The 25,748-nt window shown below is 72.4% G+C and carries 24 protein-coding genes; 12 read left to right on the top strand and 12 right to left on the bottom strand.

Translation table 11 applies throughout. From position 1 onward, the window contains the following. Nucleotides 1–4 precede the first annotated feature (4 nt). The 7 genes from J2X46_RS10445 to J2X46_RS10415 form a co-directional block, all read right to left on the bottom strand. Complete coding sequence (locus J2X46_RS10445) at nt 5–418, bottom strand: hypothetical protein (protein ID WP_310249868.1); 414 nt, start codon at nt 416–418, stop codon at nt 5–7. Nucleotides 419–483: 65 nt separating this feature from the next. Then, a complete protein-coding gene (locus J2X46_RS10440) occupies nt 484–1,059 on the bottom strand; it encodes a TMEM165/GDT1 family protein (RefSeq protein WP_310249867.1) in 576 nt (191 codons plus the stop codon). Nucleotides 1,060–1,290: 231 nt separating this feature from the next. Then, nucleotides 1,291–2,745 carry an LLM class flavin-dependent oxidoreductase gene (locus tag J2X46_RS10435; protein WP_310249863.1) on the bottom strand — a complete coding sequence of 485 codons (1,455 nt, stop codon included), beginning with the start codon at nt 2,743–2,745 and terminating at the stop codon, nt 1,291–1,293. Nucleotides 2,746–2,762: 17 nt separating this feature from the next. Then, a complete protein-coding gene (locus tag J2X46_RS10430) occupies nt 2,763–3,209 on the bottom strand; it encodes a BLUF domain-containing protein (protein ID WP_310249861.1) in 447 nt (148 codons plus the stop codon). Nucleotides 3,210–3,262: 53 nt separating this feature from the next. Next, entirely contained in the window at nt 3,263–5,398 is a 2,136-nt protein-coding gene (locus J2X46_RS10425) for a xanthine dehydrogenase family protein molybdopterin-binding subunit (RefSeq protein WP_310249859.1), read from the bottom strand. Next, complete coding sequence (locus J2X46_RS10420; protein ID WP_310249857.1) at nt 5,395–6,381, bottom strand: xanthine dehydrogenase family protein subunit M; 987 nt, start codon at nt 6,379–6,381, stop codon at nt 5,395–5,397. The genes J2X46_RS10425 and J2X46_RS10420 overlap by 4 nt, the downstream gene beginning before the upstream one ends. After that, nucleotides 6,378–6,914 carry a 2Fe-2S iron-sulfur cluster-binding protein gene (locus J2X46_RS10415; RefSeq protein ID WP_310249855.1) on the bottom strand — a complete coding sequence of 179 codons (537 nt, stop codon included), beginning with the start codon at nt 6,912–6,914 and terminating at the stop codon, nt 6,378–6,380. The genes J2X46_RS10420 and J2X46_RS10415 overlap by 4 nt, the downstream gene beginning before the upstream one ends. Nucleotides 6,915–7,060: 146 nt before the next feature. Here J2X46_RS10415 and J2X46_RS10410 point away from each other — a divergent pair, with 146 nt between their 5' ends. After that, on the top strand, nt 7,061–7,444 hold the full coding sequence (locus J2X46_RS10410) for an MmcQ/YjbR family DNA-binding protein (protein ID WP_310249854.1): 384 nt from the start codon (nt 7,061–7,063) through the stop codon (nt 7,442–7,444). On the opposite strand, the gene J2X46_RS10405 is transcribed toward J2X46_RS10410, so the two are convergent. Beyond that, nucleotides 7,429–8,043, bottom strand: a complete 615-nt coding sequence (locus J2X46_RS10405) for a dihydrofolate reductase family protein (protein ID WP_310249852.1) — start codon at nt 8,041–8,043, stop codon at nt 7,429–7,431. The two genes, J2X46_RS10410 and J2X46_RS10405, sit on opposite strands and share 16 nt — an antisense overlap. Before the next feature lie 134 nt (nt 8,044–8,177). Between J2X46_RS10405 and J2X46_RS10400 the strand changes: the two genes are divergently transcribed. Continuing rightward, the gene (locus tag J2X46_RS10400) at nt 8,178–9,005 is read left to right on the top strand and encodes a hypothetical protein (protein ID WP_310249850.1); all 828 of its coding nucleotides are present in this window, start codon (nt 8,178–8,180) and stop codon (nt 9,003–9,005) included. Beyond that, on the top strand, nt 9,002–9,901 hold the full coding sequence (locus tag J2X46_RS10395; protein WP_310249848.1) for a HemK family protein methyltransferase: 900 nt from the start codon (nt 9,002–9,004) through the stop codon (nt 9,899–9,901). The genes J2X46_RS10400 and J2X46_RS10395 overlap by 4 nt, the downstream gene beginning before the upstream one ends. Nucleotides 9,902–9,907: 6 nt before the next feature. Here the strand turns inward: J2X46_RS10395 and J2X46_RS10390 are convergent, their stop codons facing one another. Both J2X46_RS10390 and J2X46_RS10385 read right to left on the bottom strand, forming a co-directional pair. Then, a complete protein-coding gene (locus J2X46_RS10390; protein ID WP_310249846.1) occupies nt 9,908–12,367 on the bottom strand; it encodes a 5'-nucleotidase C-terminal domain-containing protein in 2,460 nt (819 codons plus the stop codon). 139 nt (nt 12,368–12,506) lie between these two features. Continuing rightward, entirely contained in the window at nt 12,507–13,757 is a 1,251-nt protein-coding gene (locus tag J2X46_RS10385) for an MFS transporter (protein WP_310249844.1), read from the bottom strand. Between the two features lie 71 nt (nt 13,758–13,828). Here J2X46_RS10385 and J2X46_RS10380 point away from each other — a divergent pair, with 71 nt between their 5' ends. The 7 genes from J2X46_RS10380 (at nt 13,829) to J2X46_RS10350 (ending at nt 20,701) form a co-directional block, all read left to right on the top strand. Then, a complete protein-coding gene (locus J2X46_RS10380) occupies nt 13,829–14,707 on the top strand; it encodes a LysR family transcriptional regulator (protein ID WP_310249842.1) in 879 nt (292 codons plus the stop codon). A 259-nt stretch (nt 14,708–14,966) separates the two neighbouring features. Then, complete coding sequence (locus tag J2X46_RS10375; RefSeq protein ID WP_310249840.1) at nt 14,967–16,232, top strand: hypothetical protein; 1,266 nt, start codon at nt 14,967–14,969, stop codon at nt 16,230–16,232. A gap of 54 nt (nt 16,233–16,286) precedes the next feature. Further along, nucleotides 16,287–17,231, top strand: coding sequence for a peptidylprolyl isomerase (locus tag J2X46_RS10370; protein ID WP_310249838.1), 945 nt, complete (start codon nt 16,287–16,289; stop codon nt 17,229–17,231). A 49-nt stretch (nt 17,232–17,280) separates the two neighbouring features. After that, nucleotides 17,281–17,661, top strand: a complete 381-nt coding sequence (locus J2X46_RS10365) for a metalloregulator ArsR/SmtB family transcription factor (protein WP_310249836.1) — start codon at nt 17,281–17,283, stop codon at nt 17,659–17,661. Next, a complete protein-coding gene (locus J2X46_RS10360; RefSeq protein WP_310249833.1) occupies nt 17,661–18,599 on the top strand; it encodes a cation diffusion facilitator family transporter in 939 nt (312 codons plus the stop codon). Before J2X46_RS10365 ends, J2X46_RS10360 begins: the two co-directional genes overlap by 1 nt. 159 nt (nt 18,600–18,758) lie before the next feature. Continuing rightward, entirely contained in the window at nt 18,759–19,784 is a 1,026-nt protein-coding gene (locus J2X46_RS10355) for a hypothetical protein (RefSeq protein ID WP_310249831.1), read from the top strand. Between the two features lie 53 nt (nt 19,785–19,837). After that, nucleotides 19,838–20,701 carry an HDOD domain-containing protein gene (locus J2X46_RS10350; RefSeq protein WP_310250715.1) on the top strand — a complete coding sequence of 288 codons (864 nt, stop codon included), beginning with the start codon at nt 19,838–19,840 and terminating at the stop codon, nt 20,699–20,701. Nucleotides 20,702–20,741: 40 nt separating this feature from the next. Here J2X46_RS10350 and dnaB read toward each other — a convergent pair whose 3' ends face one another. Continuing rightward, nucleotides 20,742–22,139, bottom strand: a complete 1,398-nt coding sequence (gene dnaB / locus J2X46_RS10345; RefSeq protein ID WP_374454899.1) for a replicative DNA helicase — start codon at nt 22,137–22,139, stop codon at nt 20,742–20,744. 566 nt (nt 22,140–22,705) lie between these two features. Here dnaB and J2X46_RS10340 point away from each other — a divergent pair. Further along, a complete protein-coding gene (locus J2X46_RS10340; RefSeq protein ID WP_310249827.1) occupies nt 22,706–24,031 on the top strand; it encodes an MATE family efflux transporter in 1,326 nt (441 codons plus the stop codon). Nucleotides 24,032–24,077: 46 nt separating this feature from the next. Continuing rightward, nucleotides 24,078–25,223 (top strand): hypothetical protein, encoded by a 1,146-nt coding sequence (locus tag J2X46_RS10335; RefSeq protein WP_310249825.1) that lies wholly within the window; start codon nt 24,078–24,080, stop codon nt 25,221–25,223. 64 nt (nt 25,224–25,287) lie between these two features. Here J2X46_RS10335 and rplI read toward each other — a convergent pair whose 3' ends face one another. Continuing rightward, nucleotides 25,288–25,734: a 50S ribosomal protein L9 gene (rplI, locus tag J2X46_RS10330; protein ID WP_310249823.1), complete on the bottom strand. Its 447-nt coding sequence runs from the start codon at nt 25,732–25,734 to the stop codon at nt 25,288–25,290. Nucleotides 25,735–25,748: the final 14 nt, after the last annotated feature.

Below are 25,748 nucleotides of genomic sequence, written 5' to 3'. Positions count from 1 at the left end.
CGGGTCAGAAGTTGACCACACCCACGCACGTCTGACCGGCGTACGTCGCACGGAAGACGACGCGGTCGGTGCCGGCGAGGTTCACGATCTTGCGCTCGACCTCGAACGAGCCGCTGCGGGCGGTGGTCGTCGAGGTGCCACGCGCGCTGACGGAGCCGTTGTGGCGCAGCGTCCAGCCCCAGGCCTGGCCGGCCCGGTTGCTGTCGACCTCGCCCTCGACCTCGAGGCGGCCGTCGTCGGTCTTGACCTTGAGCTTCCAGCGGGCGCCGGACGAGCACGAGCCCGTGTTGATGACGCGGTCGTCGTCGCCGCCGGACGCGTGGGCGGGGGTGGCCGCGACGACGAGGGGCGCGAGGCCCAGGACGGAGGTGGCCGCGACGGCGGCGACGACTCGGGTGAGCGGGTGGGATGTCTTCATGGCGCAAGCCTCACCCGGGACCGAGCGGCCCCGCGACCTGTCCGATGGTGCTAGTACCCGCCGGCTCAGGCGGTCAGGCCCTGCACGACCAGCAGCACGCCGAAGAGCACGAACGCCGCGGTCGCGCCGTACCTGATCGCCTTCTCGGGCAGCCGGCGTCCGAGCAGCGCGCCGACGACGATGGCGAGCGCGTCGGCGGCGACCATGCCGACCGTGGAGCCGATCCAGGTGCCGAACCAGCCCTTGTGCGTGGCGAGGGTGATCGTGGCGAGCATCGTCTTGTCGCCGAGCTCGGCGAGGAAGAACGCGACGCTGACCGCGAAGATCGCGGCGCCCTGGCTGGTGCGGGCCTTGTCGGCCTCCTCCTCGGTGAGCTCGTCACCGCGCAGCGTCCACGCCGCGAAGCCGAGGAAGGCGATGCCGGCGACGACGTTGATCGCGGCCTGGTAGTCGCCGAAGGCCGAGCCGATCGCGGCGCCGATGGCGACCGACGCCAGGTGCACGATCGCGGTGGCGGCGGTGATGCCGATGAGCACGTCGCGCGCGCGGTAGCGGGCGGCGAAGGTCATCGCCATCAATTGGGACTTGTCGCCGAGCTCGGCGACGAAGATGACAGCGGTGCTGATGAGCAGCGCTTCCATGGGAGTGTTCCTCTCCGGCCCGGCCGGAGGTGACCCCGGGAGCCGGGACGCGCCTTCGACCAGGCACGTCCTTCAACAGGGGTCGTGTTGCTGGTCGAAAGTCTCGTCCGCCACCCGAAGGCGGCCCGGTGCACCGGACCGCGAGGGGTCAGTGTGTCGATGCACCTGTTGGGGACTACTCCCTTTCATCGCCCATTCTACGGGGGCTCACGGCCCGTCGACGATTCGGCGTCAGGCGGTGAGACCGGCCAGGTCCAGGACGTCCTCGGGGCGGTCGAGGTCGGGCGTCGCGAGGAAGACGGTGCGCACGCCCAGCCCCGCGAGGCGGGCCCAGCGGTCCCGGTGGCCGGCGACGGTCGCGGCGTGCGTGCGGGCGGCGTACGACGCTGCGGGGGTGCGGCCGCGGTGCCGCTCGACCCGCGCCCACACGTCGTCGCGGTCGCGGCCGACTACGGGCAGGTCGAGGACGGTCACCTCGACCTCGTCGCGGTCGCGGCCGACGTCGTCGCAGTGGGCGTGGAGCACCCCGACCAGGCGCCGCAGCTCGTCCTCGTCGGTGGTGCGGAGGTTGCAAGCGTCGCCGTGCTGCGCGGCGATCCGGAGCGTACGACGCTCGCCGGAGCCGCCGACGACGACCGGGATCCGGCCCGCCGGGCGGGGATAGCTGGTGGTCTCCGGCAGCACGACCCCGTGGGCGTCGTACGCCTTGGTGCCGGCCGCCCAGAGCGCCTTCATCGTCACGATCGCGTGCTCGAGGTGGTCGAGCCGGTCGCGCGCCGCGGGGAAGGGGATGCCGTAGGCGGCGTGCTCGCGCTCCCACCAGCCCGCGCCGATGCCGACGAAGGCCCGGCCGCCCGTGAGCGCCGACAGGGTGGCGGCGGCCTTCGCGGTCACGCCGGCGGGACGGAAGGTGACCGGCGTGCAGAGGGTCCCGAGCTCGAGGTCGGTGCCGAGCGCGGCGACCGCGCCGAGCGTCACCCATGGCTCGGGGATCGGCTCCCACGCGCGCCCGACCTGCGGCACCTGGATGAGGTGGTCCATCAGGGCGAGGCCCGCGAAGCCTGCCTCGTCGGCCGCCCGCGCGATGCCGGTCAGCCACGCCAGCGGGTCCTCGCCCCACGGGAAGCGCGAGACCTGGAGGACGGTGCGCAGGCCGAGGCTGGAGATGCGGTCGGGCGCCGGCTCGGTCGGGTGGTCCGTCGTCGGCTCGACGACCCCGCCCTCGGCGGCGACCGGTTCGACCAGGTCCCAGCCCTCGGCCTCGAGCAGAGGACGTACGTCGCGCACCGACCGCAGCTGACGGGCCAGGACCGGCGCCGGCACCGGGCGGTCGCGGGCCGCGTTGCGGCGGCGGCACTCCGCGTCGGGGGTGTCGAGCAGGACCACCACGGCCGGGAGCCCGGCGGCACGCGCAGCTGCGAGCCAGGCCTGGCGCTTCGCGGCATCCAGGCCGAGCGTGTCGACGACGGTCGTCAGCCCGCGCTTGAGCCGCGCCGCGACGACGGTCTCGAGCACCCCGAAGGCGTCGGCCGAGGCGTCGAGGTCGTGCGGCCCGCTGCCCACTACGCCGCGCAGCGCGTCGGAGGAGACCACCTCCTGGTCGCGGAAGTGCGCGGCAGCCCAGGTGGACTTGCCCGAGCCCGAGGCGCCGACGAGCACCACGAGTGCCGGGTCGGGGAGCCGCATCGCCCCAGTCTGGCCCATCAGACAGCGGTCGCGCGGAACCTCTCGAGCAGCTCGAAGGCCGACTCCGGGTGGGTGTCGAGGTCGCGGCCGACGGAGTGCCGGACGAAGTCGGTGTAGCCGACGGTGTCGGCGATCTCGCGCGACGTCAGGTGGCGGAAGCCCATCGACCAGCCGGCGAAGGCGCGGTCCTCGCGCGGGCGCCGCTCGAGCAGGCGCACCTCGGTGTGGCGGGGGTCGTCGGCGATGGTCCAGAAGAGCTCGTCGACCGCCTCGGGCGCGCCCTCGAGCGTCTGGATGACGTTGCCGCCGCTGTAGAGCAGCAGCCCGGAGACGCCGAGGCGGTGGTTCTTCGGGCGGATCTGCTCGACCAGGTCGACGAGCTGGTCGATGGTGAAGAGCTCGCGCGCCGAGCTGACGTAGGTCAACGTCAGCACGGACGAGGCGGGCGCGGTCTGGATGGTCATCGTCCTCGGACACTAGGTCACGGAGACGTGCGCTGCCTCACCCGTAGGTCTGCTCACCCCCACGCCGTCAGCAGCCTGTCTGGAGTGAACGGCAGGTCCCGGAGTCGTACGCCGGTCGCATTGAAGATCGCGTTGCCGATCGCCGCCGGCGCGCCGACGATGCCCAGCTCGCCGATGCCCTTGGCGCCGGTGCGGCCGAACCACGGGTCGTGCTCCTCCACGGTGATCGCCTCGAGGCCGACCACGTCGGCGTGCGCCGCGACGTGGTAGCCGGCGAGGTCGCCGTTGACGACGTGGCCGAAGCGCTCGTCGAGGTAGCCCTCCTCGTGCAGCGCCGCCGAAAGGCCCATCGTCATGCCGCCGATCAGCTGGCTGCGCGCGGTGCGCGGGTTGATGATCCGCCCCGCCGCGAAGACGCCGAGCATCCGGTCGACCCGCACCTCGCCGGTCACGGTGCTGACGCGCACCTGCGCGAAGTGGGCGCCGAAGGAGTGCCGCGAGTAGCCGCGCGCGCCGCGCGGGAGCCGCCCGGCGGCGGTCTCGAAGGCGCCCTCCTTCGGGGAGTCGCCGTGCTTGCGCCGGAACTTCGTGGCAGCCGCGATCACGGCGTCGCCCCAGTCGTAGGTGCCGACCGAGCCGCCAGCCATGATCGCCCACGGCAGCCCGGTGCGGCCGATCTCGGCGTCGACCCGGTCGACCGGCACGCCGAGGGTGTCGGCCGCGATCTGCGGGAGGATCGTCCACGCGCCGGTGCCGATGTCGCTGGCCTGGAGCTCGACCGACCACCGCCCCTCGGTGAAGCGGATGCCCGCCCGGTTGGGCACGAAGTGCTGGTTGGGGTACGTCGCACTCGCGACGCCGATGCCGACCTGCCACTCGCCGTCGCGCTGCTCGCCCGGCGGCGTCCGGTCGGCCCACCCGAAGCGCGCGGCGCCCTCCCGCAGACAGGCGAGCAGGTTGCGGGTGCTGAACGGCTTGCCGGTCTCGGGGTCCCACTCCGGCTCGTTGCGGACGCGCAGCTCGACCGGGTCGATGCCGGTCGCCACGGCCAGCTCGTCGAGCGCGGTCTCCAGCGCGAACATCCCGGTGAACTCGCCCGGGGCGCGCATGAACATCCCGGGCGCCGCGTCCTGGCTGACCGCGTGGTGGATCGTGCGCAGGTGCGGGACGTCGTACATCATCCGGGTGGCGCTGACGGTCTGCTCCACGAACACCTTGGTCCGCGCGGTCGGCGCCCAGCTCTGGTGGTCGAGCGCGATCAACCGGCCCTCGGCGTCGGCGGAGAGCCGGATCCGCTGCGCGCTCGGCGGGCGGTGGCCGGTGCTGCGGAACATCTGCTGGCGGGTCATCGCGTACTTCACCGCGCGCCCGGGCAGCAGCTTCGCGGCCATCGCGACGAGCACGAGGTGGGGCTGCGGCCAGCCCTTGGTGCCGAACGAGCCGCCGACGTAGGGCGAGATCACCTCGAGCTGACCGGGCAGCAGGCCGAGCACCGGTCCGAGCAGCGTGCCGAGCAGGCCGGGCCCTTGGTTGGCATCGAAGAGCGTGAGCCGGGTGGCGCGCGGGTTGAGCGCGGACACGTCGTGCCAGATCGCGGTGACCGCGTGCGGCTCGATCGGGGAGTGGAACTCCATCGGGGTCGTGTAGTCGGCCTCGACGCGGATCCCCTCGTCGAGCCCGGTGTCGACGTCGCCGCGCTCGTAGGACCCGTGCTTGAACGCGTTGACCCGGCGCGGCTCGAACGACCCCGGGTGCTCGATCCCGAAGCCCAGCTCGGCCGGCTCCTCGTCGTACTCGATGCGGACGAGACCGGCCGCCTCGCGGGCGACCTGCGGGGAGTCGGCGACGACGGCGCCGATGAACTCCCCGTGGTGGTGCACGTCGGGCGACTGCAGGATGGTGAGCGCTCCGTCGGTCTTCACCCGGATGCGCGGCGCGTTGGCGTGGGTGAGCACGAGGCGCACGCCGGGCAGCGCCGTGGCCGCGGAGTCGTCGATGGCCGTGATGCGACCGCGCGTGATCGTCGAGACGAGCGGGAAGAGGTACGTCGGCTCCTCGACCGGTTGCTCGTAGGCGTAGGGCGCCGTGCCGGTGACCTTGAGCGGGGCGTCGACCCGCATCCGGTCGCTGCCGATCGCAGGCTTCTCGGCAGCCTCGGTGGTGGCCTCGGGCTCGAGCGTGGTGGTCATGCCGCACCTCCCTCGGCCAGCCCGGACAGCACGTCGACGACGGTGTTGCGGACCAGTGGCACCTTGAACGCGTTGTGCGATCCGGGTCGCGCGGCCTCGAGCTCGGTCTCGATCGCGGTGCGGAACTCCGCCTCCGTGGCGGGCCTCCCGCGCAGCGCCTCCTCGGCGACCAGGGCGCGGTGCGGCTTGTGCGACACCCCGCCGAGCGCGAGGCGGACGTCCTGCACGACGCCGTCGGCGACGTCGAGCGCGGCGGCGACGGACACGAGCGCGAAGGCGTACGACGCCCGCTCGCGGACCTTGCGGTAGCGCGAGCGGACCGCCATGGCGAGCGGCGGCAGCTCCACCGCGAGCACCAGCTCGCCCGGCTCGAGCGTGGTGTCGAGGTCAGGCCGGTCGCCGGGGAGGCGGTGGAAGTCACCGAAGGGAATGCGTCGCTCGCCGGCCGGCCCGGTCACGACCACCTCGGCATCGAGGGCGGCCAGCGGCACGCAGAGGTCGGACGGGTGGACCGCGACGCAGTCGTCGGAGGTGCCGATGAGCGCGTTGTAGCGGCCGAAGCCCTCGGCGGCCGAGCAGCCGGTGCCGGGCTCGCGCTTGTTGCAGGGCGTGGTGAGGTCCTGGAAGTAGACGCACCGGGTGCGCTGGAGGAGGTTGCCGCCGGTGGTGGCCATGTTGCGCAGCTGGCCGGACGCGCCGGCGACCAGCGCCTGGGTGACGAAGGGGTAGCGGGTGCGGACCAGCGGGTGCGCGGCGAGGTCGCTGTTGCGCACGCCCGAGCCGATCACCAGGCCGCCGTCTGCACGCTCGGTCACCTCGGCCAGCGGGAGGCGGGTGATGTCGACGAGCCGGTCGGCCTCGCGGACGCCGAGCCGGAGGTGGTCGACGAGGTTGGTGCCGCCGGCGAGGAAGACCGCGCCGTCACCGGCGAGGGTCACTGCCTCCTCGACGGTCGTGGCCCGCTCGTAGGCGAAGGGCTTCATGCCGCTCCCCCTTCGGTCGCCCGCGCCACGTCCTGGATGGCGGCGACGATGTTGACGTAGGCGCCGCACCGGCAGAGGTTGCCGCTCATCCGCTCGCGCACCTCGGCGTCGGTGAGGTCGACGTCGGTGTCACGGACGTCGGGACTGACGTGGCTCGGCATCCCGGCCCGCGCCTCCTCGAGCATCGCGACCGCGGAGCAGACCTGGCCGGGCGTGCAGTAGCCGCACTGCAGGGCGTCGCGCTCGGCGAAGGCCTGCTGCATCGGGCCCAGCCGGTCGGCGGTGCCGAGTCCGGCGGCCGTCGTCACCACCGCGCCGTCGTACGACGCTGCGAGCGCGAGGCACGACACGATCCGCCTGCCGTCGGCGATCACCGTGCAGGCGCCGCACTGGCCGTGGTCGCAGCCCTTCTTGACCGACGTCACGCCGAGCTCGTCGCGCAGGGCGTCGAGCACGGTGACCCGTGGGTCCAGGTCGAGCTGTCGCTCGGTGCCGTCGACGGTGAGCCGGACGCCCACCTCGTGTCCTGTCATCGGCCGTTCCTCTCCGCGGATCCGTCGGTGGGACCACGGTAGAGGGCACGCTCGCGCTAATCAACTGTCTGGTTAGTTAGTTTCTCGCCCTCGCCAAAGCAAAGGGATCGGCGGATACTCGTGCACACGGGCGGAGGGAGATGGAGATGGCGGTCGTCGACGACGTCCTGCCTCTCGGAGAGGCACTGGACAGGTCCTACGTGGTGACCGTGCGGGGCCGGATGAAGTTCCGGGTCGGCTCGATCGTCTACGTCGCGTTCTCGCACGACGAGACCGTGATGGGCTTCGCCTTCCCGAATGAGGAGCGCCAGGCCCTCGTCGACAGCGACCCGCGGTTCCAGCTGCCCGGTGAGTCGGACATGCGGTTCAACTGGGTGCACGCCACGCTCGCCGAGCTCGACCCGGTCGAGGCGCGCGAGCTGGTCGTGGAGGCGTGGCGGATGGTCGTGCCGCAGAAGGTGTCGCTGTCCTACGACCTCGCCCACCCGGACGGTCCCGGGCCGCGGACCAGCCCTCAGCGCACGTCGTAGGTCAGATGGGTGGCGGTCGAGGTCGACACGACCTCGGCCTGCGTGAACCCGACCGGGACGCCCGCGACGAAGAGCGGCGTGCCACCGCCGAGCACGACCGGGGCGAGGTGGAGGCGGAGCACGTCCACCAGGCCGGCCTCGAGGGCGGTCCCGATCAACCTCCCGCCGCCCATCAGCACCACGTCGACGTACGCGTCGCGGCGGCGGGACTCGCGCTCGGCGAGCTCGCGTGCCGTCGCCACGGCGTCGCCGATGCCCGAGGTCACGAAGGTCCAGTCGAGGTCCGTGAGCCGGACGGCCTCCGGCGCGCTGCTCGTGACCACGACGAACGGCGGCCTGCCCACCTCGCCCGCGCCGTAGCCGACCTCGTCGTTCCACCCGCCCGGCCCGTCGACGATGTCGAAGAGCGTCCGGCCGAGGACGACCGCACCAGAGCGCCGGGTCGATTCCCGGACGATCCGCTGGTCGTCCGGGTCGTCGGAGAAGGCCCACGTGTGCAGCGCCTCGCCGCCGTCGCCGAGCCCGTTGTCCGGTCCTGCGTCCGGTCCGGTCACGTAGCCGTCGAGGGAGACGGAGATGTCGGCGACGACGTCGGTCATGTCCCGATCCTCCCTCCAGCTCGCGCGTCGGATCGGGCGCGCGGGCGCCCATCCCCAGAATGCGGCAGTTCCTCGCGCCCGGGCGCCGTCGGCGCGCCCCGCTCCTACCGTGGCGGGGTGAAGGGGGCAGGGGGATGAGGTCCGCCGTGGTCAGGCGCGTGCTGCTCGGCGCCGTCGTCGTGGCGGCCGTCGGCGCGGTCGTGCTCGTGCGCTTCTGGGGGCCGCGCGAGCCGGAGTCCTCGCCGGACAACGCCGCGGAGTCGGTCAGCCCGACCGAGCTCACCGCTGCCGCCGGAGAGCGCGTCTTCATCGGGCACATGTCCGTCGGCTGGAACCTGCTGGACGGCCTCCAGAGCCTGTACGACGAGGAGGGCGTGCCTGCGCCCGAGATCGTCCAGGTCGCGGTGAGCGACCCGCCCCCGCAGCTGCCCGACGGGCAGGGCGCGATCGTGCACGCGGAGATCGGCGTCAACGGCGACCCGCTCGGCAAGATCGCGAACTTCGACGCCACCATGCGCGACGGCATGGCCGACACCGTGGACGTGGCGATGGTGAAGCTCTGCTTCACCGACATCACGGCGAAGACCGACGTCGACGCGGTGTTCGCGGCCTACAGCGAGACGATGGACGCCCTCGAGCGCGACTTCCCCGACGTGCGGTTCCTCCACACCACGGTGCCGCTGACCGCGGCGCCGTCGGGCATCAAGCAGCACCTCAAGGTCGTCGTCCGCGGTGACGACAACGCGGCCCGTGAGCGCTACAACGCGCTGGTCCGCCAGGCCTACGGCGACGACGACCTCTTCGACATCGCGGCCGCCGAGGGCACCGCTGCCGACGGGGTCCGCACCGCCTCCCTCGCCACCGGCTGGGCCGACGGCGACCGGGAGCACCTCAACCAGGCCGGGTCCGCGATGCTCGCGGCCCGCTTCCTCGACGTCCTCACGCAGACGGAGTCCGGATGAACACCATCGAGCTGACCGAGCCGGCCCTCTTCCGGCACCACCTCGCCCGCCTCGAGGCCGAGGTGTCGATCCTTCCCGACCATCCCGAGGAGACGCCGGACTCGACGCTGCGCGCGCTCTGGGCGATGGCGGCCGGAACGCCGCTGTCGGTCGTCGCGGCCGCCGACCGGGAGCCCGAACCCCTCACGCCGGAGGGCGAGCGGCTCCTCGCCGCGCTGGTCGAGCGGCGGGTCACCGGGTCACCGCTCGCGCACCTCACCGGGCGGCAGAGCTTCATGGGCGTCGAGCTGCTGGCCGGCCCCGAGGCGCTGGTGCCACGGATCGAGACCGAGATCCTCGGCCGCACCGCGCTCGACCTCGTGCACGCCACCGACGCCTCGCTCGTCATCGACCTCTGCACCGGCGCCGGCAACCTCGCCGCCGGAGTCGCCGTGGCCGAGCCGCAGCTCACCATCCACGCGGCCGACCTGTCGGTGGCTGCGGTCGGGCTGGCCCGCGCCAACATGCTCTTCATCGACGCCGCCGACCGGGTGACGCTCTACGACGGCGACCTCTTCGACGCCCTCCCGGAGGAGCTGCACGGCCAGGCCGACGTCGTCATCTGCAACCCGCCCTACATCTCCTCGGCCAAGGTCGGCGAGATGGCGCCCGAGATCTCGGAGCACGAGCCCCGGCTGGCCTTCGACGGCGGCAGCCTCGGGCTCTCGATCGTCGGCCGGCTGGTCCAGGAGGCCCCGACCTGGCTGCGGCCCGGCGGTCGCCTCTGCTTCGAGATCGGCCTGGGCCAGGGCCCCTACTGGCACAAGCGCGTGCTCCGCTTCCCCGGCTGGGCCGAGGTCGGGTCGGTCGAGGACGACGAGGGCAACGTGCGGGTGATCACCGCCGTCCGGGAGTGACGGCCGTCAGGCCGCCACCGCCCGGATCTTCACGGTCTTCGCCGCACCGAGCGTCGACGCATCCCCGGCGTAGGAGACCTTCACCTTCGCCTTGCCCGGCTTCGCGAACACGGGCAGCTTGACGGTGACCTTGCCGCCGCGCAGCGTGCCGGTGAGCACCTTGCCGCCGACAGCGACCTTGACCTTGCCGGTCGGGGTGGCACCAGTCGACGTCAGCGTGACGACCAGCCGCGCACGGGTGCGCTTCGCCTCGACCGTGCCCGGCTTGACCTTCACCACCAGGGTCGGCTTCGCCTTCGTGGCCGGGGCCGGAGGGGGCGTCGGGGTGGGCGCGGGAGTCGGGGTGGGCGTCGGGGTCGGCGTCGGGGTGGGCGTCGGCGCGGGTGCCGCGGTCACCACGATCGGCAGCCGGACGGTCGTGCCCGTCGTCGCGCCGGTGATCGTCACCGTCTGCGCGCCCGCGGCCAGGTCGGCCGGCAGGGTGGCGCGGACGGCGACCTTGCCCCGGTCGTCGTACGCCGTTGCGTTGGCGGTGCCGTCCACGGCGAAGCTGCCGATCGAGCGGCCGGCGACGGACACCTGGACCGAGCTGTCGACCGGGTCGCCCGCGGCCGAGAACGACCAGGAGGAGAGGTCGACGGCGAACGTCGTGCCGGCGACGTACGACGCCGGCGCACCACCGGGGAACACGACGGCGACGGACCGCTGGGTCGGCTCGGGTGCGAGCGGACCGCCGGTCGACGCGTCGGAGAGGTAGCCCGCAAGGGCGGAGACCGAGGTCGCGCCGGGGTCGCGCTGGCCGATGCCGTTCGCGATCTCGTGGAAGTTGTCGCCGCCGGCGGCGAGGGCCTGGCTGACCGTCACGGAGTACGTGCCGCTCGGCGCGAGGGCGGCGCCGTTGAGCCAGATGCCGGTGATCCGTTCACCCTCGGCCCGCGTCGGGTCCTCGGTCCACGTGAAACCGGAGGAGGCGCCGAGGCGCAGGAACGAGCCGGCCGGGACCTGGTCGGCGGCGGTGCGCTGCCACTGCTGCTCGAGCACGGTCTTGAGCTGGGCGCCGGTGAGGCGCAGGTTGACCAGCGGCTCGGAGGCCACCGCCGCGGCGGCCTCGTCGTAGGTCGTCGTACCTGCGGCGAGGTCGGTGCCGAGGGAGGTCGGGCTGACGAGCGCGATCTTGGCGTTGCCGCCGGAGGGCCCGCGGGTCGCCCAGCGCTGCGCCTCGGCGACGAGGTTGCCGAGGGTCGACTCGGCGCCCGGGTCGGCGGTGGTGCCGTCGGCCTTCACGGCCTTGCCGACCGGGCCGGCGAGCTGGGCGAGGTCGACGCCCGGCTGGAGCTGGATGTCGCGGAAGCTGACCTCGTCGCTGCCGGCGCGGTTCTCCAGGCCGATGTAGCCGTTCATCGACGCGACGCGGTCGAGGCTGTTCACGGTGGTGCCGTTGAGCAGCACGCGGATGCGGCGCGGCGTGACCTGGATCGTGAACCTGTTCCACTGGCCGACCCCCTGGACTCCCGCCGCGGTCAACGCTGCGGCGTCGGCGGCCTGGGTGATGCTGCCGTCCGCGGTCCGGATCGTCGCGGTGTCCGTGGGGCCGATGCGCACCTGGTAGCCGCTGCTCGGCGCGGCGCCGTTGCCGGACGACGCGACGTAGACGCTCGAGGCGGCCGCGTCGTCGCCCCGCTTCCAGTCGACGCCGAGGGTGTAGGGGCCGTCGTGCTGGGCGGTCGTCCAGGTGGTGCCCTGGCCGCGGAAGCCCCGGATCGAGCAGTCGGTCTGGCGGCCGAAACCGCCCGCGCCCGCCTTGCGCCACTGGTCGAAGGTGTCGAAGGTGCCGTCGAACAGGCGTACGGCGTCCGCTGCGGCAGGGGTCGGCGCGCAGGTGTCGGGCGCGAGGCCGCCGACCTGGATGGCGTCGAAGTTGAGGCGGCAGATCTCCTGGGCACGGTCGCACTGCACCGCGAGCGTGTTGGCGCCTGCCGTCAGGGTGACGTCGGCCCGGGCCCACGCCCAGCTCTCCCAGCTGCCGGTGAGCGGGTAGCTGACGATCTGGCGCGACGTGCCGTTCGTGACCAGGCCCATGGCGCGGGTGAAGTTCTCCTCCGGCGTCAACGGACCTGCGGCGTACCGGATCCACACCGGGTAGGTGCCGGCCGCCGGCGCGGTGAAGGCGACCTCGGACTGCATGCCGGTCTCACGGAAGGTGTAGGACCCGGTGCCGGAGAAGTTGCCGTGGTCGCCGGAGTTCTGCGCCGGTCCGCCCGTGATCGTGCCCTGCTCGATCTCGCGCCAGGCGATGACCTCGTCACCGACCGCCGCCCGGACGGCGTCCGGCCCGGCCGCGGGTGCCGCGACGGCCGGCGCGCCGCCGAGCGCGGAGAGCGACACGGCGAGAGCCGTGGCGCCCAGGAGGAGTCCGCGGACGCGCGCACGCCCCGGGTTGGTGGAGGCGGAGACGGGCACGGGCACGACGGGCTCCTCGCTGGGCGACGCTGTGACGCACGCCACAGCCAAGGCCCGACGGTAGCCCTCGTGGTTCACACTGTCGAATTTGGTTCCACATTTCGGAATGTCGACCGTGGACACGGCCTCGATTCACGTACGTGACTTACGTCTGCAGGGCAGGCGTTCGGCGCAGGACGACGACCATGCCCGCGGCCGTGAGGAGGAGCGCCGTGGCCAGCGCGACCACGCCGCCCCACCCGGCGTGCGACCAGGCGGTGCTGCCGAGGTTGCCGAAGACCGACGAGCCGACGTAGTAGGCGAACAGGTAGAACGCCGCGGCCTGGCTCGTGCTCACGCCGGCGAGGTGGGCGCGCGCGGTGACCCAGCCGCTGGCCAGGCCGTGCACGCAGAAGAAGCCGGCGGTCAGCACGGCCATGCCCAGCACGATCACGGGCAGCGCATGGCTCGTGGTCAGCCACACCCCGCCCAGCGCGAGAGCGCACCCCGCCGGGATCGTCGCCCGTCGGCCGATCCGGTCCGCGATCCGCCCCGACGCCGCCGAGCTCACCGACCCGAGGGCGTAGACCAGGAAGACGAGGCTGATCGTGCCGACCGAGAGGTCGTACGGCGCCGAGCTGAGGCGGAAGCCGAGCGCGTTGAACACCGCGACCAGCGAGCCGACGGCGCAGGCCCCGAGCAGGTAGAGGGCGAGCAGCGCGCGGTCACCCAGCGCGCCGCGGGCCATCGCGAGCACGGCCGCGGGGTGTGCGGGTCGGGGGACGAAGTGGCGCGAGGCGGGGAGCATCCGGGCGACGACCGCGGCTGCGACGAAGGCGAAGACCGCCGCCGCAGCCAGTCCCCACCGCCATCCCGCGACGTCGGCGATGGGTGCGGTCACGAGCCGGCTGGCCATGCCGCCGAGGGCGGTGCCGCCGATGTAGAGCCCGAAGGCGCGACCGTGCGCGGCCGGGTGCACCTCCTCGCGCAGGTACGCCGTCGCCACCGCGGGCAGGCCCGCGACGGTCACGCCCTGCAGCATCCGCAGCCCGACGAGCACGTCCCAGCTCGGCGCGAGGGCACACCCGAGGGCGACCGCTGCGGACGACCACAACGACAGGTGGATCAGCCGCGTGCGACCGACGACCTCGGAGACCGGGCCGGCGACCAGCAGCGTGACGGCGAGGGCCGCCGTGGTCAGCGACAGCGCGAGGGTGCTGTGGCTCGGCGAGACGTGGAAGACGTGGACGAGGTCCGGCAGCAGCGCCTGGACGTCGTACAACAGCACGAAGGTGGCCATGCCGGCGGCGAACATCGCCGCCATCACCCGGCGGTAGCCCGCCGTCCCCGGGACGTACGTCGACTCCGCCCGGGCGGTCGTCACGTGCGTCGATCGGTGCGGGGCTGAGGTGCTCACCCGTCCGATGGTCCGCCGCTAGACGGCATACGTCCAATGTGTCGAACGGTCCCGATCCATACGTTCTACGTATGCTGGTGCTCGTGCTGATCCGCGACCTCGAGTGGCTGCTCGCACTGGCCGAGCACGGCCACGTCACCGACGCGGCCTCGGCGCTCGGCACCAGCCAGCCGACGCTGTCGCGGGCGCTGGCCAGGATCGAGGACGAGCTCGGCGTCCGGGTCTTCGAGCGGGTGCCCACCGGCATCGTGCTGACCGCCGACGGCGAGCTGGTGCTGGAGTCCGCGCAGGAGCTGGTCGCCGGGCACGACCGGCTGCGCGCCGCGCTGGCCAACCGGCTCGACCCCGACACCGGCGTCGTACGGCTCGCGTTCCTCGACTCGATGGCGACCACCCTGCTGCCGCGCCTGCTCCGCGGCTTCCACGAGCACGCGCCGGGAATCAAGGTGGTCCTCAGCCAGGAGCCGGCCCACGACATCCGGCGCGACCTCGACCGAGGTGCGGCCGAGCTCGGCCTGACGATGGCCGGTCCCGCCGAGGGGTACGCGCGGCTGCCCGTGCAGGAGGAGCGGCTGGTCGTCGTCGTGCCGGCCACCCACCGACTCGCGCGGCGCAAGCGCCTCGGCCTGGCCGAGCTGGCCGACGAGGAGATGGTCATGGTGCCGTCGGGCTTCGGCCACCGCGCCCTCGTCGACGAGCTGTTCGCCGACGCCGGGGTCACGCCGCAGGTGTCCTTCGAGAGCGCCGACCTCGCCACCATCGAGGGCCTGGTCGCCGCCGGCCTCGGCGTCGGCATCGTCCCGGAGGTCTTCGCCGGGGTGTCCGGCACCGTCGGGATCACGCTCACGACGCCCGGCGCGCGCCGCACCATCTCCCTCATCTGGCGTACGGACCGTCCGCTGGCCCCTCCGGCCCAGCGATTCCTGGACTTCGTGCGCAGCTGGGCCTGAGCCCCCAGTCACCCGTGGGCACATTGTGGGTAACTCGCTGACGGATCGCGGCCGACAGGTTCAACCGCGGCGAAACCGCCGGTACGGTCGCAAGACCCCGCCGTGAGGTGGATCGTGCCAATTGGCCGATGACGCGGACCACACCCCCACTCTCCGCGCCACCACCGCGACGACGGTGAGGCCTGTCCCGGCGCGCGCCCGCGTGGCGCCCGTCGGGTACTGGCGCACGCCCCCACACCCCACCGCAAGGAGCTCCCCCATGTCACCACTCAGGCGCTTCGGCCCTGCCGGCCTCGCGATCGGCATCACCGCCAGCCTCGTCGCCGCCGTCGGGTACGCCGCCGGTCCCGGGGCGGCGCCCGCCGCCGTCGCGGACTGCCCGGAGCCCACGGGGCGCGTCTCCGTGTCCGAGCTGTACGCCTACGACCGCTGCCGCTTCGATCGGATCGAGGCGCTCCTGGCCGCGAACGGCACGCCCGGCGGCACGCCGACTCCCACCCCCACGGAGACCCCGACCTCCACCGAGACGCCGACGCCCACCGAGACCCCGACCCCCACCGAGACGCCGACGCCCACCGAGACCCCGACCCCCACGGAAACGCCGACGCCCACCGAGACCCCCACCCCGACCGAGACCCCCACCCCCACTGAGACACCGACCCCCACGCCGACGCCCACGCCGACGCCGACCCCGACGCCGACGCCCACCCCGACCCCCAACCCCACGGGCTTCCCGGACTCGTCCAACACCGGCGTACCCGCCGGGGTCACCCTCGAGCCGTACACCGGGCCGTGCATCTTCCGTCAGTCCGACGGCTCGTCCGTGGTCATCGACGGCAAGGACGTCCGCGCGAAGTGCAGCGAGCTCGTCGCCTACCACCCGTTCTCGTTCACGATCCGCAACAGCCGGGTCCCCCGCGTCGAGGTGACCGACGCCGGCCAGAGCCTCGACATCCGCGACAGCGAGGTGTTCGCCGGTGCGTGGTCGGACGGCGCGCTCTGGGGCTCCAACATCACCGCCACCCGCGTCGACGTGACCGGTGGCCAGCACTCGGTGCACTGCGAGGACAACTGCACCATCGTCGACTCGTGGCTCCACGCCCAGTACAACCCCGACGGCGGCAGCTTCCACACGAACGCCTTCCTCACCAACGGCGGCCAGGGGATCGTGCTGCGGCACAACACGCTCTACTGCGACTCGGTCCTCAACCGCAACGACGGCGGGTGCACGGCCGATGTCTCCCTCTTCGGCGACTTCGGCCCCGTGCGTGACGTCCTCGTCGAGGACAACCTGCTGAAGGCGAACGCCTCGTCGATCTCCTACTGCGCCTACGGCGGCTACTCCCCGAGCAAGCCCTACCCGGTCGCGACGCAGATCCGCTTCATCGACAACGTCTTCGAGCGCGGTTCCAACCGCCGGTGCGGCGTCTACGGACCGGCGACGGGCTTCCAGGCCTCGGCCGCCGGCAACGAGTGGCGCGGCAACGTGTGGGACTCGGGGGAGCCGGTGGTCGCCGGCGGCTGACCACGAGCCGATCGCAACAGCACCCCGCGCAGGGGCGCCCGTACGCTCGCACCCGTGAGCAGCAACAAGCAGCGCAAGGCCCGCCAGAAGGCCGAGCGCGAGCAGTGGGAGCGTGAGCAGCAGCGGCTGGCCGCGGCGCGCCGTCGTCGTACGACACTCGTCGGCGTCGGCGCGGCTGTGGCCGTCGCGCTGGTCGTTGGTGGCGTGGTCGCCCTCGCCGGACGTGACGACCCCGGCGACACCGGGGAGCCGCAGGCCGAGGACACGGAGCTGATCGACGCGGAGGCGTCCGGCGAGGCACAGGCCTCCGCCGCCAACGAGTCGCGCGCCGCAGGAGAGGTGGTGGCCGAGGACTACACCGTCGAGCCGGGCACCCCCGTGGACAGCGGCGAGAAGCCTGCGCGCGACGACCGGCCCGTCGCTTGTGGCGCCGACGCGCCCGCCAACGCGCGGGCGAGCCGACCGCGCTTCCCGGGAGGTCCGGCGCAGGTGCTCGAGGACGGCGTGGACTACGTCGCCCGGATCCAGACGTCGTGCGGGCCGATCGTCATCGACCTGCTCGAGGACGACGCCCCGGTGGCGGTGAACTCCTTCGTCTTCCTCGCCGAGCAGGGCTTCTACGACGGCCTCGAGGTCTACCGCGACTACGGCGCGATCTCCGCCGTCCAGGCCGGCAGCGGCACCGACGCCGTCGGGTGGGACGTCGGCTACACGCTCCCCGACGAGCTCGACCTCGCCCAGCGCGAGGGCTACCCGATCGGGACCGTCACCACGGCCGGGCTCGGGCAACCCTGGACCGCCGGCAGCGAGTTCTGGATCGCCTACGGCAAGGAGTTCGACGCCGGCTTCGCCACCGACCCGGTGCACACCACCTTCGGCCGGGTGCTGAAGGGGATGGCCGTGGTCGACCGGATGACGGCCATGGAGCGCCTCGGTATGGGCGGCGAGGCCTTCGCGCAGCGGCTGTTCATGGAGACGGTCACCATCGAGGAACGCTGAGTGTCCGCATAGTTGCTTATCTGCGCGATCGTGCAGATATGCTGCGAGCATGAGCGAGCGTGACCGGCGCACCGAGCTGCCGACCGACGACCAGGTGGACCTCGCCGTCGAGGCCTTCCGGATGCTCGCCGACCGGCGGCGCATCAAGATCCTCTGGGCGCTGCTGCACGGCGAGTCCTCGGTCAACGAGCTCGCCGAGCGCGTGGGCGCGAGCTCGTCGGTGGTGAGCCAGCACCTGGCCAAGCTCCGGCTGGCGGGGCTGGTGCAGGTGCGCCGGGAGGGGACGTACGCCTACTACACCGCGGCCGACGAGCACGTGCACCGCCTGCTCGACGAGGCGCTGTTCCACGCCGACCACGCCAACCACCCCGACCAGGTCGCGGTGGTCCACCGACTCCACACCGACGAGGCGCACGGGCGGGACGCCTGATGGGCAGCGGACACTCCCACGGAGGAGGGCACGGAGGAGGGCACGGCGGCGGGCACGGTGCGCACGCCGGTGCGCGGCACCGCTGGCGGCTGGGCGTGGCCTTCGGCCTGGTCGGCGCGTTCTTCGCCGTCGAGCTCGTCGTCGGCCTGCTCTCCGGCTCGCTCGCGCTGATCTCCGACGCCGGCCACATGGCCGCCGACGTGGTGGCCCTCGGCGCAGCGCTGGCCGCGACCAAGATCGCCGCCCGTCCCGACCGGACCGGGCGCCGGAGCTACGGGTCCTACCGCGCCGAGATCTTCGCCTCCGGGCTGACCGTCCTCATCATGCTCGGCGTATCGGCGTACGTCGTCGTCGAGGCGCTCGGCCGGATGGGCGAGGACGTCGACGTGGCGGCCGGCCCGGTGCTCGCGGTCGGCGCCATCGGCCTGGTGATCAACCTCGTCTCGATCGTGCTGCTGCGCGGCGGCTCCGAGGAGTCGCTCAACGTCAAGGGCGCCTACTACGAGGTCGTCGCCGACGCCGCCGGCAGCGTCGGCGTGATCCTCGCCGGCGTGCTCGTGGCGACCACCGGGCAAGGCTGGTGGGACACCGTCGTCGCCCTGGCCATCGGGGTCTTCGTCGCCGTCCGGGCCGTCGTGCTCGGCCGCGAGGTGCTCGCCGTGCTCGGCCAGCACGTGCCCGAGGGGATGGAGCTCGAGGAGGTCGTCCGCGACCTCGAGGCGGTCACGGGCGTCGCCGATGTCCACGACCTCCACGTCTGGACCCTCACGTCCGGGATGTACGTCGCCACCGCACACCTCGTCGTCGAGGACTCGACCTCCGGCCAGCAGGTGCTCGACGACGCGCGCGCGGTGATGCGCGCGAAGCACCACATCGAGCACGCGACCCTCCAGGTCGAGTCCCGCGCCAGCCAGGACTGCCACGCCGCGACCTGGTGATGGCTGATTGGACGCGCGGTCTGGAGCACTTTGACTTGCGAGGTGCCCGGGAGCACGCTCGTCGGAGCGGTCAAGTCGGCGACCTCACGAGGACGGCGATAGCCACGCGGCGCATGGTCGGCGACCCGACTCCTCAGCCTCGAGCATCGGAGAAGGATCATGACGCGTTGGCGCACCACCCTGGTCACACTGGCCCTCGCAGTCGCCTGTGCACTGCCGATCACCGGCGCGCAGGCCCGGCCGCAGGCGCCCCCCGGTCCTGACGTCACGGTCCTCAGCTCGAAGGCGCTCGGCGGGCTCGGGTCGGGCAGCACCATCGGCCCTGACGGCGCCCTCTACGTCACCCACAGCCTCGGCGGGAAGCTGCTGCGCATCGACCCCGACACCGGTGCGGCCACAGTGGTCGGGCGAGGCCTTCCGACGCAGATCCCGGGGTTCGGGGTCGGCGGACCGATGGACGTCTCGTTCATCGGCGACGTGGCCTACGTGCTGGTCAGCGTCGCGGGTGCCGACGCAGGCGGGCCCGACGACCTGATGGGCATCTACCGGCTCCGGAAGAACGGCGCCTTCTCGGTGTTCGCCGACCTGGGCACGTGGTCGCGCAACCACCCGCCCTCCGACCCCGACTGGTTCGTCGGGCAGGGCGTCCAGTACTCCATGGACGTGTGGCGCGGCGGGTTCCTCGTCACCGATGCGCACCTCGGTCGGGTGATCCGGGTCAACCGGAACGGCCGGATCAGCGAGCTGGTCGGCTTCGGCAGCACCGACGCCGTACCCCTGGGCCTGGAGGTGGTGGGCGACCGGATCTTCCTGACCCTGGCGGGTCCGATCCCGCACCTGCCGATCACCGCCAAGATCCGTGAGGTGCGCCCCGACGGCACCTCGAAGGTCGTCGCGCGGTGGGGGGCGGGCTACCGCGGCAACCGCGGGCTCATCCTCGACGCGGAGCAGGACGGCGGACCGATGTACGGACTCCTGCAGGGCTACTGGAACCTCGAGCCGACCCCGGCCAACGAGGGCTTCCCGGCCAAGCACCGCACGGGCGAGATCGTCGTCGTACGCGCCGACGGAACCTTCCGGACCGTCGTGCGCAAGCTCGACCAGCCCACGTCGATGGAGCTCGTCGGCGACGTCGCCTACGTCGTCACCTACACCGGCACGATCCTGCGGATCGAAGGATTCTGAACCGTTTCCCTCAGGTCGCATCCCGGCGTGCCGATCAGGTCTTCGTGACCGCCATGCCGCTCGTCGACCATGCGGATCTGCTGGCAGCAGCCGAGTCCGTCGAACCCCTTCCCCACACCGTCGCCCGACTGGCAACCCTGGTCGCCGACCCGGACTCCGACATCCGCGAGATCACCGAGACCGTGTCCCTCGACGTCTCGCTCACTGCTGACCTGCTGCGCCGGGCCAACTCGGCCGCCCTCGGGCACCGGTCCACGATCACGTCCGTGCGCGACGCCGTGGTGCGCCTCGGCCCCAGCACGCTGCTGTCGCTGACCCTGGCCTCGCGCATCGGCGGCAGGATGCTGCAGGCGCTGCCGGCGTACGGTCTCCGGCCCGGCGCGCTCTGGGAGCGCGCGGTGGCTGCGTCGATCGCAGCCGAGGTGATCCGCTCCCGCGCCCGTGTCCAGGTCCCGGCCGAGGTGAGCACCGCCGCGCTGCTGCACGACTTCGGCAAGGTCGTGCTGGCCCAGCACTTCGGCAAGCAGATCCTGGACTCGCTGGCCCTGGCCGCGGAGACCGACGGCACCGACGTGACCGAGACCGAGCGGGTGGTCTTCGGCGTCACCCACGCGGACATCGGCGGCACGGTCGCCGAGGCGTGGGGTCTCCCGTTGACCATCGTCGACGGCATCCGCGACCACCACGAGGTGCACGAGGACCTGTCCGCCGTCAGCGCGGCCGTGGGGCTGGCGTGCGCGATGTCGTACGAGATCACGGCCCCCGAGGACGACCCGGAGGAGCCGGAGAGCCACGCGACGCGACGCAAGGTCGCGCCCCTGCTCCGGATCCTGCGGCTCGACCCCGACGAGTACCACCGCATCGTGGCGACCTCGCGCGAGCGGTACGACGAGCTGGCCGAGCGCTACGCCGGCTGAGGAGCCGGCATCCTCCGCCCGGGCGGAGTAGGTCGACTGCCTAGCCCTGGGCCATGTCGACGAAGCGGGAGTAGTGGCCCTGGAAGGCGACGGTGAGGTCGCGGGTGGGGCCGTTGCGGTGCTTGGCCACGATCAGGTCGGCCTCGCCGGGGCGGGTCGACTCCTTCTCGTAGACGTCGTCGCGGTGGAGCAGGATCACCATGTCGGCGTCCTGCTCGAGGGAGCCGGACTCACGCAGGTCGCTCATCATCGGGCGCTTGTCGCCGCGCTGCTCGGGACCACGGTTGAGCTGGGAGAGCGCGATGATCGGGCACTCGAGCTCCTTGGCGAGGAGCTTGATGTTGCGGGAGAACTCCGAGACCTCGAGCTGGCGGGACTCGACCTTCTTGCCCGAGCTCATCAGCTGCATGTAGTCGATGACGATGAGCTTGAGGTCGTGGCGCTGCTTGAGGCGTCGCGCCTTGGCCCGGATCTCCATCATCGTCATGTTGGGGCTGTCGTCGATGAACATCGGCGCACCCGAGACCTGGCCCATCTTGCGGGCCAGCTTCTCCCAGTCGTCGTCGCGCATCGTGCCGTTGCGGATGTGGTTGAGCGGCACCTTCGCCTCGGCCGAGAGCAGGCGCATCATGATCTCGGAGCGCGTCATCTCGAGGCTGAAGAAGACGCTGGTCAGGTTGTTGTGGATCGAGGCCGCACGACAGAAGTCGAGCGCCAGCGTCGACTTACCCATCGCGGGTCGGGCCGCGACGATGATCATCTGGCCGGAGTGGAGACCGTTGGTCAGGTCGTCGAGGTCGGCGAACCCCGTGGGCACGCCGTAGAGGCCGGCCTCGCGGTTGCCGATCGCCTCGATCTCGTCGAGGACGCCGCTCATGATGTCGCTCAGCGGCGCGTAGTCGACGCTCGCACGACGGTCGGTGACCTTGTAGACCTCGGCCTGGGCGTTGTCGACGACGTCGTCGATGTCGCCCTCACCGGCGTAGCCGAGGGACGCGATGCGGGTGCCGGCCTCGACCAGGCGGCGCAGGATCGCCTTGTCGCGCACGATCTCGGCGTAGTAGCCGGCGTTGGCCGCGATCGGCACGTTGGCCGACAGGGTGTGGAGGTAGGGAGCCCCACCGATGCGCTGGAGCTCGCCGCGCTTCTGCAGCTCGGCCGCCACCGTGATCGGGTCGGCCGGCTCGCCGCGACCGTAGAGGTCGATGATCGCGTCGTGGATGACCTCGTGGGCCGGGCGGTAGTAGTCGACGCCCTTGATCACGTCGACGACGTCGGCGATCGCGTCCTTGGAGAGCAGCATCGAGCCGAGCACGCTCTGCTCGGCGGCGTTGTCCTGCGGAGGGGTGCGGTCACCCGCCGAGCGCGGCGACTCGCCGGGCTCGTAGGCCGCGGGACCGTCGCCCCAGGCCTCGTCGGTGTCCCCCTCGAAGGCGATGCTCACCGAAGCTCCTCTCCACTGGTCACGTCCCGTGACCACTGCCCGCTCACCACTGTCCACGACGCTAGGGCCGACCACTGACATCCGGCCGACATCCGCCGCGCTGCGGCACGTCGACCCGTCGTCGCTGCGTCCTGCTGCTGACGTCCGCGCGAGACCGTACGTGCTCGGAAGGGTCCGTGGGAAGCCGACGAGGGCAAGTTATCCACAGGCTCTGTGGAGAAGGTGGGTACGCGCGTGGACGACACGCGACGGGCGGTGCACACACCGTGGACGTGGCTGTGGAGATCGACGTACCTCATCGGGGATAAGGCCCTCTGACCTGCGCAAACACGATCCACACACTGTGGATGGAAATTCCCACGGCCCTCGGGTCGTTCACCTGTCCGACATCTGGATGATGCCTGTTGCTTTGTCGACAACGGCACGAGATGACCGCCACGCCGCCATCATCCACACGGCTCTACACAGGTAGTCCCATCGGACTATGTACACCCGGGGTAACCGTCAGTATGTGGAACGCGAATCCACGCTCGCGACACCGACTCCCTAGGGTCTGACCCGTGAACGCCACCGACCGGGAGATCCTGCGCCTGGCCGTGCCGGCCTTCCTCGCCCTGGTCGCCGAGCCGCTCTTCCTGCTCTCCGACGCCGCCATCGTCGGCCACCTGGGCACCCCCGAGCTCGCGGGTCTCGGCGTCGCCGCCGTGATCCTCCAGACGGTCGTCGGGCTGTGCGTCTTCCTCGCGTACGGCACCACCGCGAGCGTCGCGCGACACCTCGGTGCCGGCGACCTGCGCGCCGCGCTGGCCCAGGGCGTCGACGGGGTCTGGCTCGCCATCATCATCGGCGCGCTCGCCACCGTCCTCGGCATCGTCCTCACGCCCACCCTCGTCGGCGCCTTCGGGACCGGCGCGGAGGTCGCCGACCACGCCGAGACCTACCTCGCGATCGCCTTCCTCGGCACCACGCCGCTGCTCGTCATGCTCGCCGCGACCGGGGTGCTGCGCGGCCTGCAGGACACCCGTACGCCGCTCCACGTCGCGGTCGTCGGCAACGGCCTCAACATCGTCCTCAACGTGGTCCTCGTCTACGGCCTCGACCTCGGCATCGCCGGCTCCGCGATCGGCTCGGTCCTCGCCCAGGTGCTGTCCGCGGCCTGGCTCGTCGCGGTCGTGGTGCGCGCCGCGCGCGAGCACGACGCCCCGCTGTCCCCCGACGTCGCCGGCATCAGGGCGGCGGCGCACGCCGCCGTCGCACTGGTGATCCGCACCCTGGCCCTGCGCGCCTGCCTCCTCGTCGGGACGTACGCCGTCACCCGGGTGGACAGCTTCGCCACCGACGTCAACGTCGCCACCCACCAGGTTGCCATCACGCTGTGGAGCTTCCTCGCCTTCGCGCTCGACGCGATCGCGATCGCGGCCCAGGCGCTCACCGGGCGCTCGCTCGGGCAGGGTGACGTCGACACCACCCGACAGCTCACGAGGCGGATGATCCGCTGGGGCTGGGGCAGCGGGATCGTGGCCGGCGCGGCGCTCGCGATCTCCTCCCCCTTCATCGGCGCGCTCTTCACCGCCGACCAGGAGGTCCGCGACCTCCTGGTCCCGGTGCTGCTCGTCGCCGCCGTCGGGCAGCCGCTCGCCGGCCTCGTGTTCGTGCTCGACGGCGTGCTCATCGGCGCCGGCGACGGCGCCTACCTCGCGTGGGCCGGCCTCGTGGTGCTGGCGGCGTACGCCCCCGCCGCGCTCGTGGCGGCCACGCTCCCGCACGGCCTGGTCTGGGTCTGGGTGGCGATGACCGTCGTCTTCATGGGTGCGCGAGGGGTGCTGCTGTCGTGGCGGGCTCGCGGCGACCGCTGGCTCGTAACCGGAGCCACCTCCAGCCGTTGAGCCTCTCGAGGGAGCGCCGCTCGGGTGCGGCGCGAGGGAGGACAGCATGACCACGACCTGGGTACGCCGCTCGGCGGCGGCTCTTGCGACGGCCCTGGCCACGGCGACGCTGGTCGCCACGGGCACGGCTCCGGCCGGGGCGACACCGGGCTGCACCGACGAGACCCCGCCCAACGTGCTGCTGGACGGGTGTGACGACAGCTCGCCGCCCGAGACCTCGGTGGCCGCGTCCGTCACCCCCAACGCGGCGGGCTACGTCAACGTCTCCACGGTCACGTTCACCCTCTCCTCGTCGGTCACCGACGCGGACACCGGGCCCTTCGGCTTCGAGTGCAGGCTCACCGGCACCCCGGACCCCTACGACTGGAAGCCGTGCACCAGCCCGGTGACGCTGACCGGGCTGCCCGACGTCGCGGCCGGTGGGTACGTCTTCTCGGCACGCGCGGTCGACCTCGGCGACGCCGCGCGCAACCCCGACCAGCTGCTCGGCCCGGGCGTCGTCGTCGACACCCCTGACGTCGACCAGACCGCGGTCTCGATCGCCTGGGGCCAGGACACCAAGGTCCCGTTCGTGTTCGTCACCCGCAGCGGGTACGACGCCGACACCCCGACGCAGCCGGTGATGACCTCGGCCACGGTGCCGCTGCGACTCAACAGCAGCGAGCCCGGCACCACCTACGAGTGCACCGACAACGGGCGGCCGACCACCTGCACCGGCCCGACGTGGGTGGTGAAGGACCCCAAGCCGGGTCGCCACGTCGTTACGGCGCGAGCCGTCGACCGCGCCGGCAACCCGAGCGCCTGGTCGAAGCCGGTGGAGTTCTTCGTCCCCCGCAACCTGACCCGGTCGAAGGGGTGGTCGAAGGTGCGCAACGAGGGCTACTTCCGCGGCGACGCGCTCCGCGCCGAGAAGCGCGGCGCCCGGCTGGTGCTCCCCCGGACCAAGGTGGGCGAGCTGCGGCTGCTCGCCCCGACGGGCCCCGCCTTCGGCAAGGTGCGCGTGCGCGTGGGGCGGCGCGACTGGCACGTGGTCGACCTGTCGGGTCGGCGTACCGCTCTCACCCAGCTCGTCGTCATCGACCGCTACTCCGGGATGCGCTCGGGACGGATCACCATCGAGTCGCTGAGCAGCAAGCCCGTGGTCGTCGACGCCGTCGTTGCGCGCCCGAACAGGTTCCCGCCGGCGGACTGACCCGCACATGCAGGACGGCCCGCCGCCTCCGAGGAGGCAGCGGGCCGTCGAGTGCGTCAGGTGATCAGGCGGGGACGACGTTGAGGGCCACCGTGGCGGACACCTCGTCGTGCAGCTTGACCGACACCGCGTGCGAGCCGAGCGTCTTGATCGGGTTCGCGACCACGATCGTGCGACGGTCGACCTTCTCGCCCGAGATCTCCGAGATCGCGTCGGCGATCTCGGCGGTGGTGACGGCGCCGAACAGGCGGCCACCCTCACCGGCACGGACCTTCACGTTGACCGCGTTGGCCTCGAGCTTGGTCTTGATCTCCTGGGCGTGGCCCTCGTCGCGAGCGGCGCGGGCGGTGCGGGCGGACTTGATCGACTCGATGGTCTTCTCGCCGCCGCGGGTCCACTTGATGCCGAGGCCACGGGGAACGAGGTAGTTGCGGCCGTAGCCGTCCTTGACCTCGACCACGTCGCCGGGGGCGCCGAGGCCGTCGACCTCCTGGGTCAGGATGAGCTTCATGTCTCGTGCTCCTC

The organism is Nocardioides sp. BE266, assembly GCF_031457855.1.
In the GTDB taxonomy this organism is placed as follows: domain Bacteria; phylum Actinomycetota; class Actinomycetes; order Propionibacteriales; family Nocardioidaceae; genus Nocardioides.
Note: the sequence above shows the minus strand (reverse complement) of the source record. Positions and strands in the feature narration are given on the sequence as shown.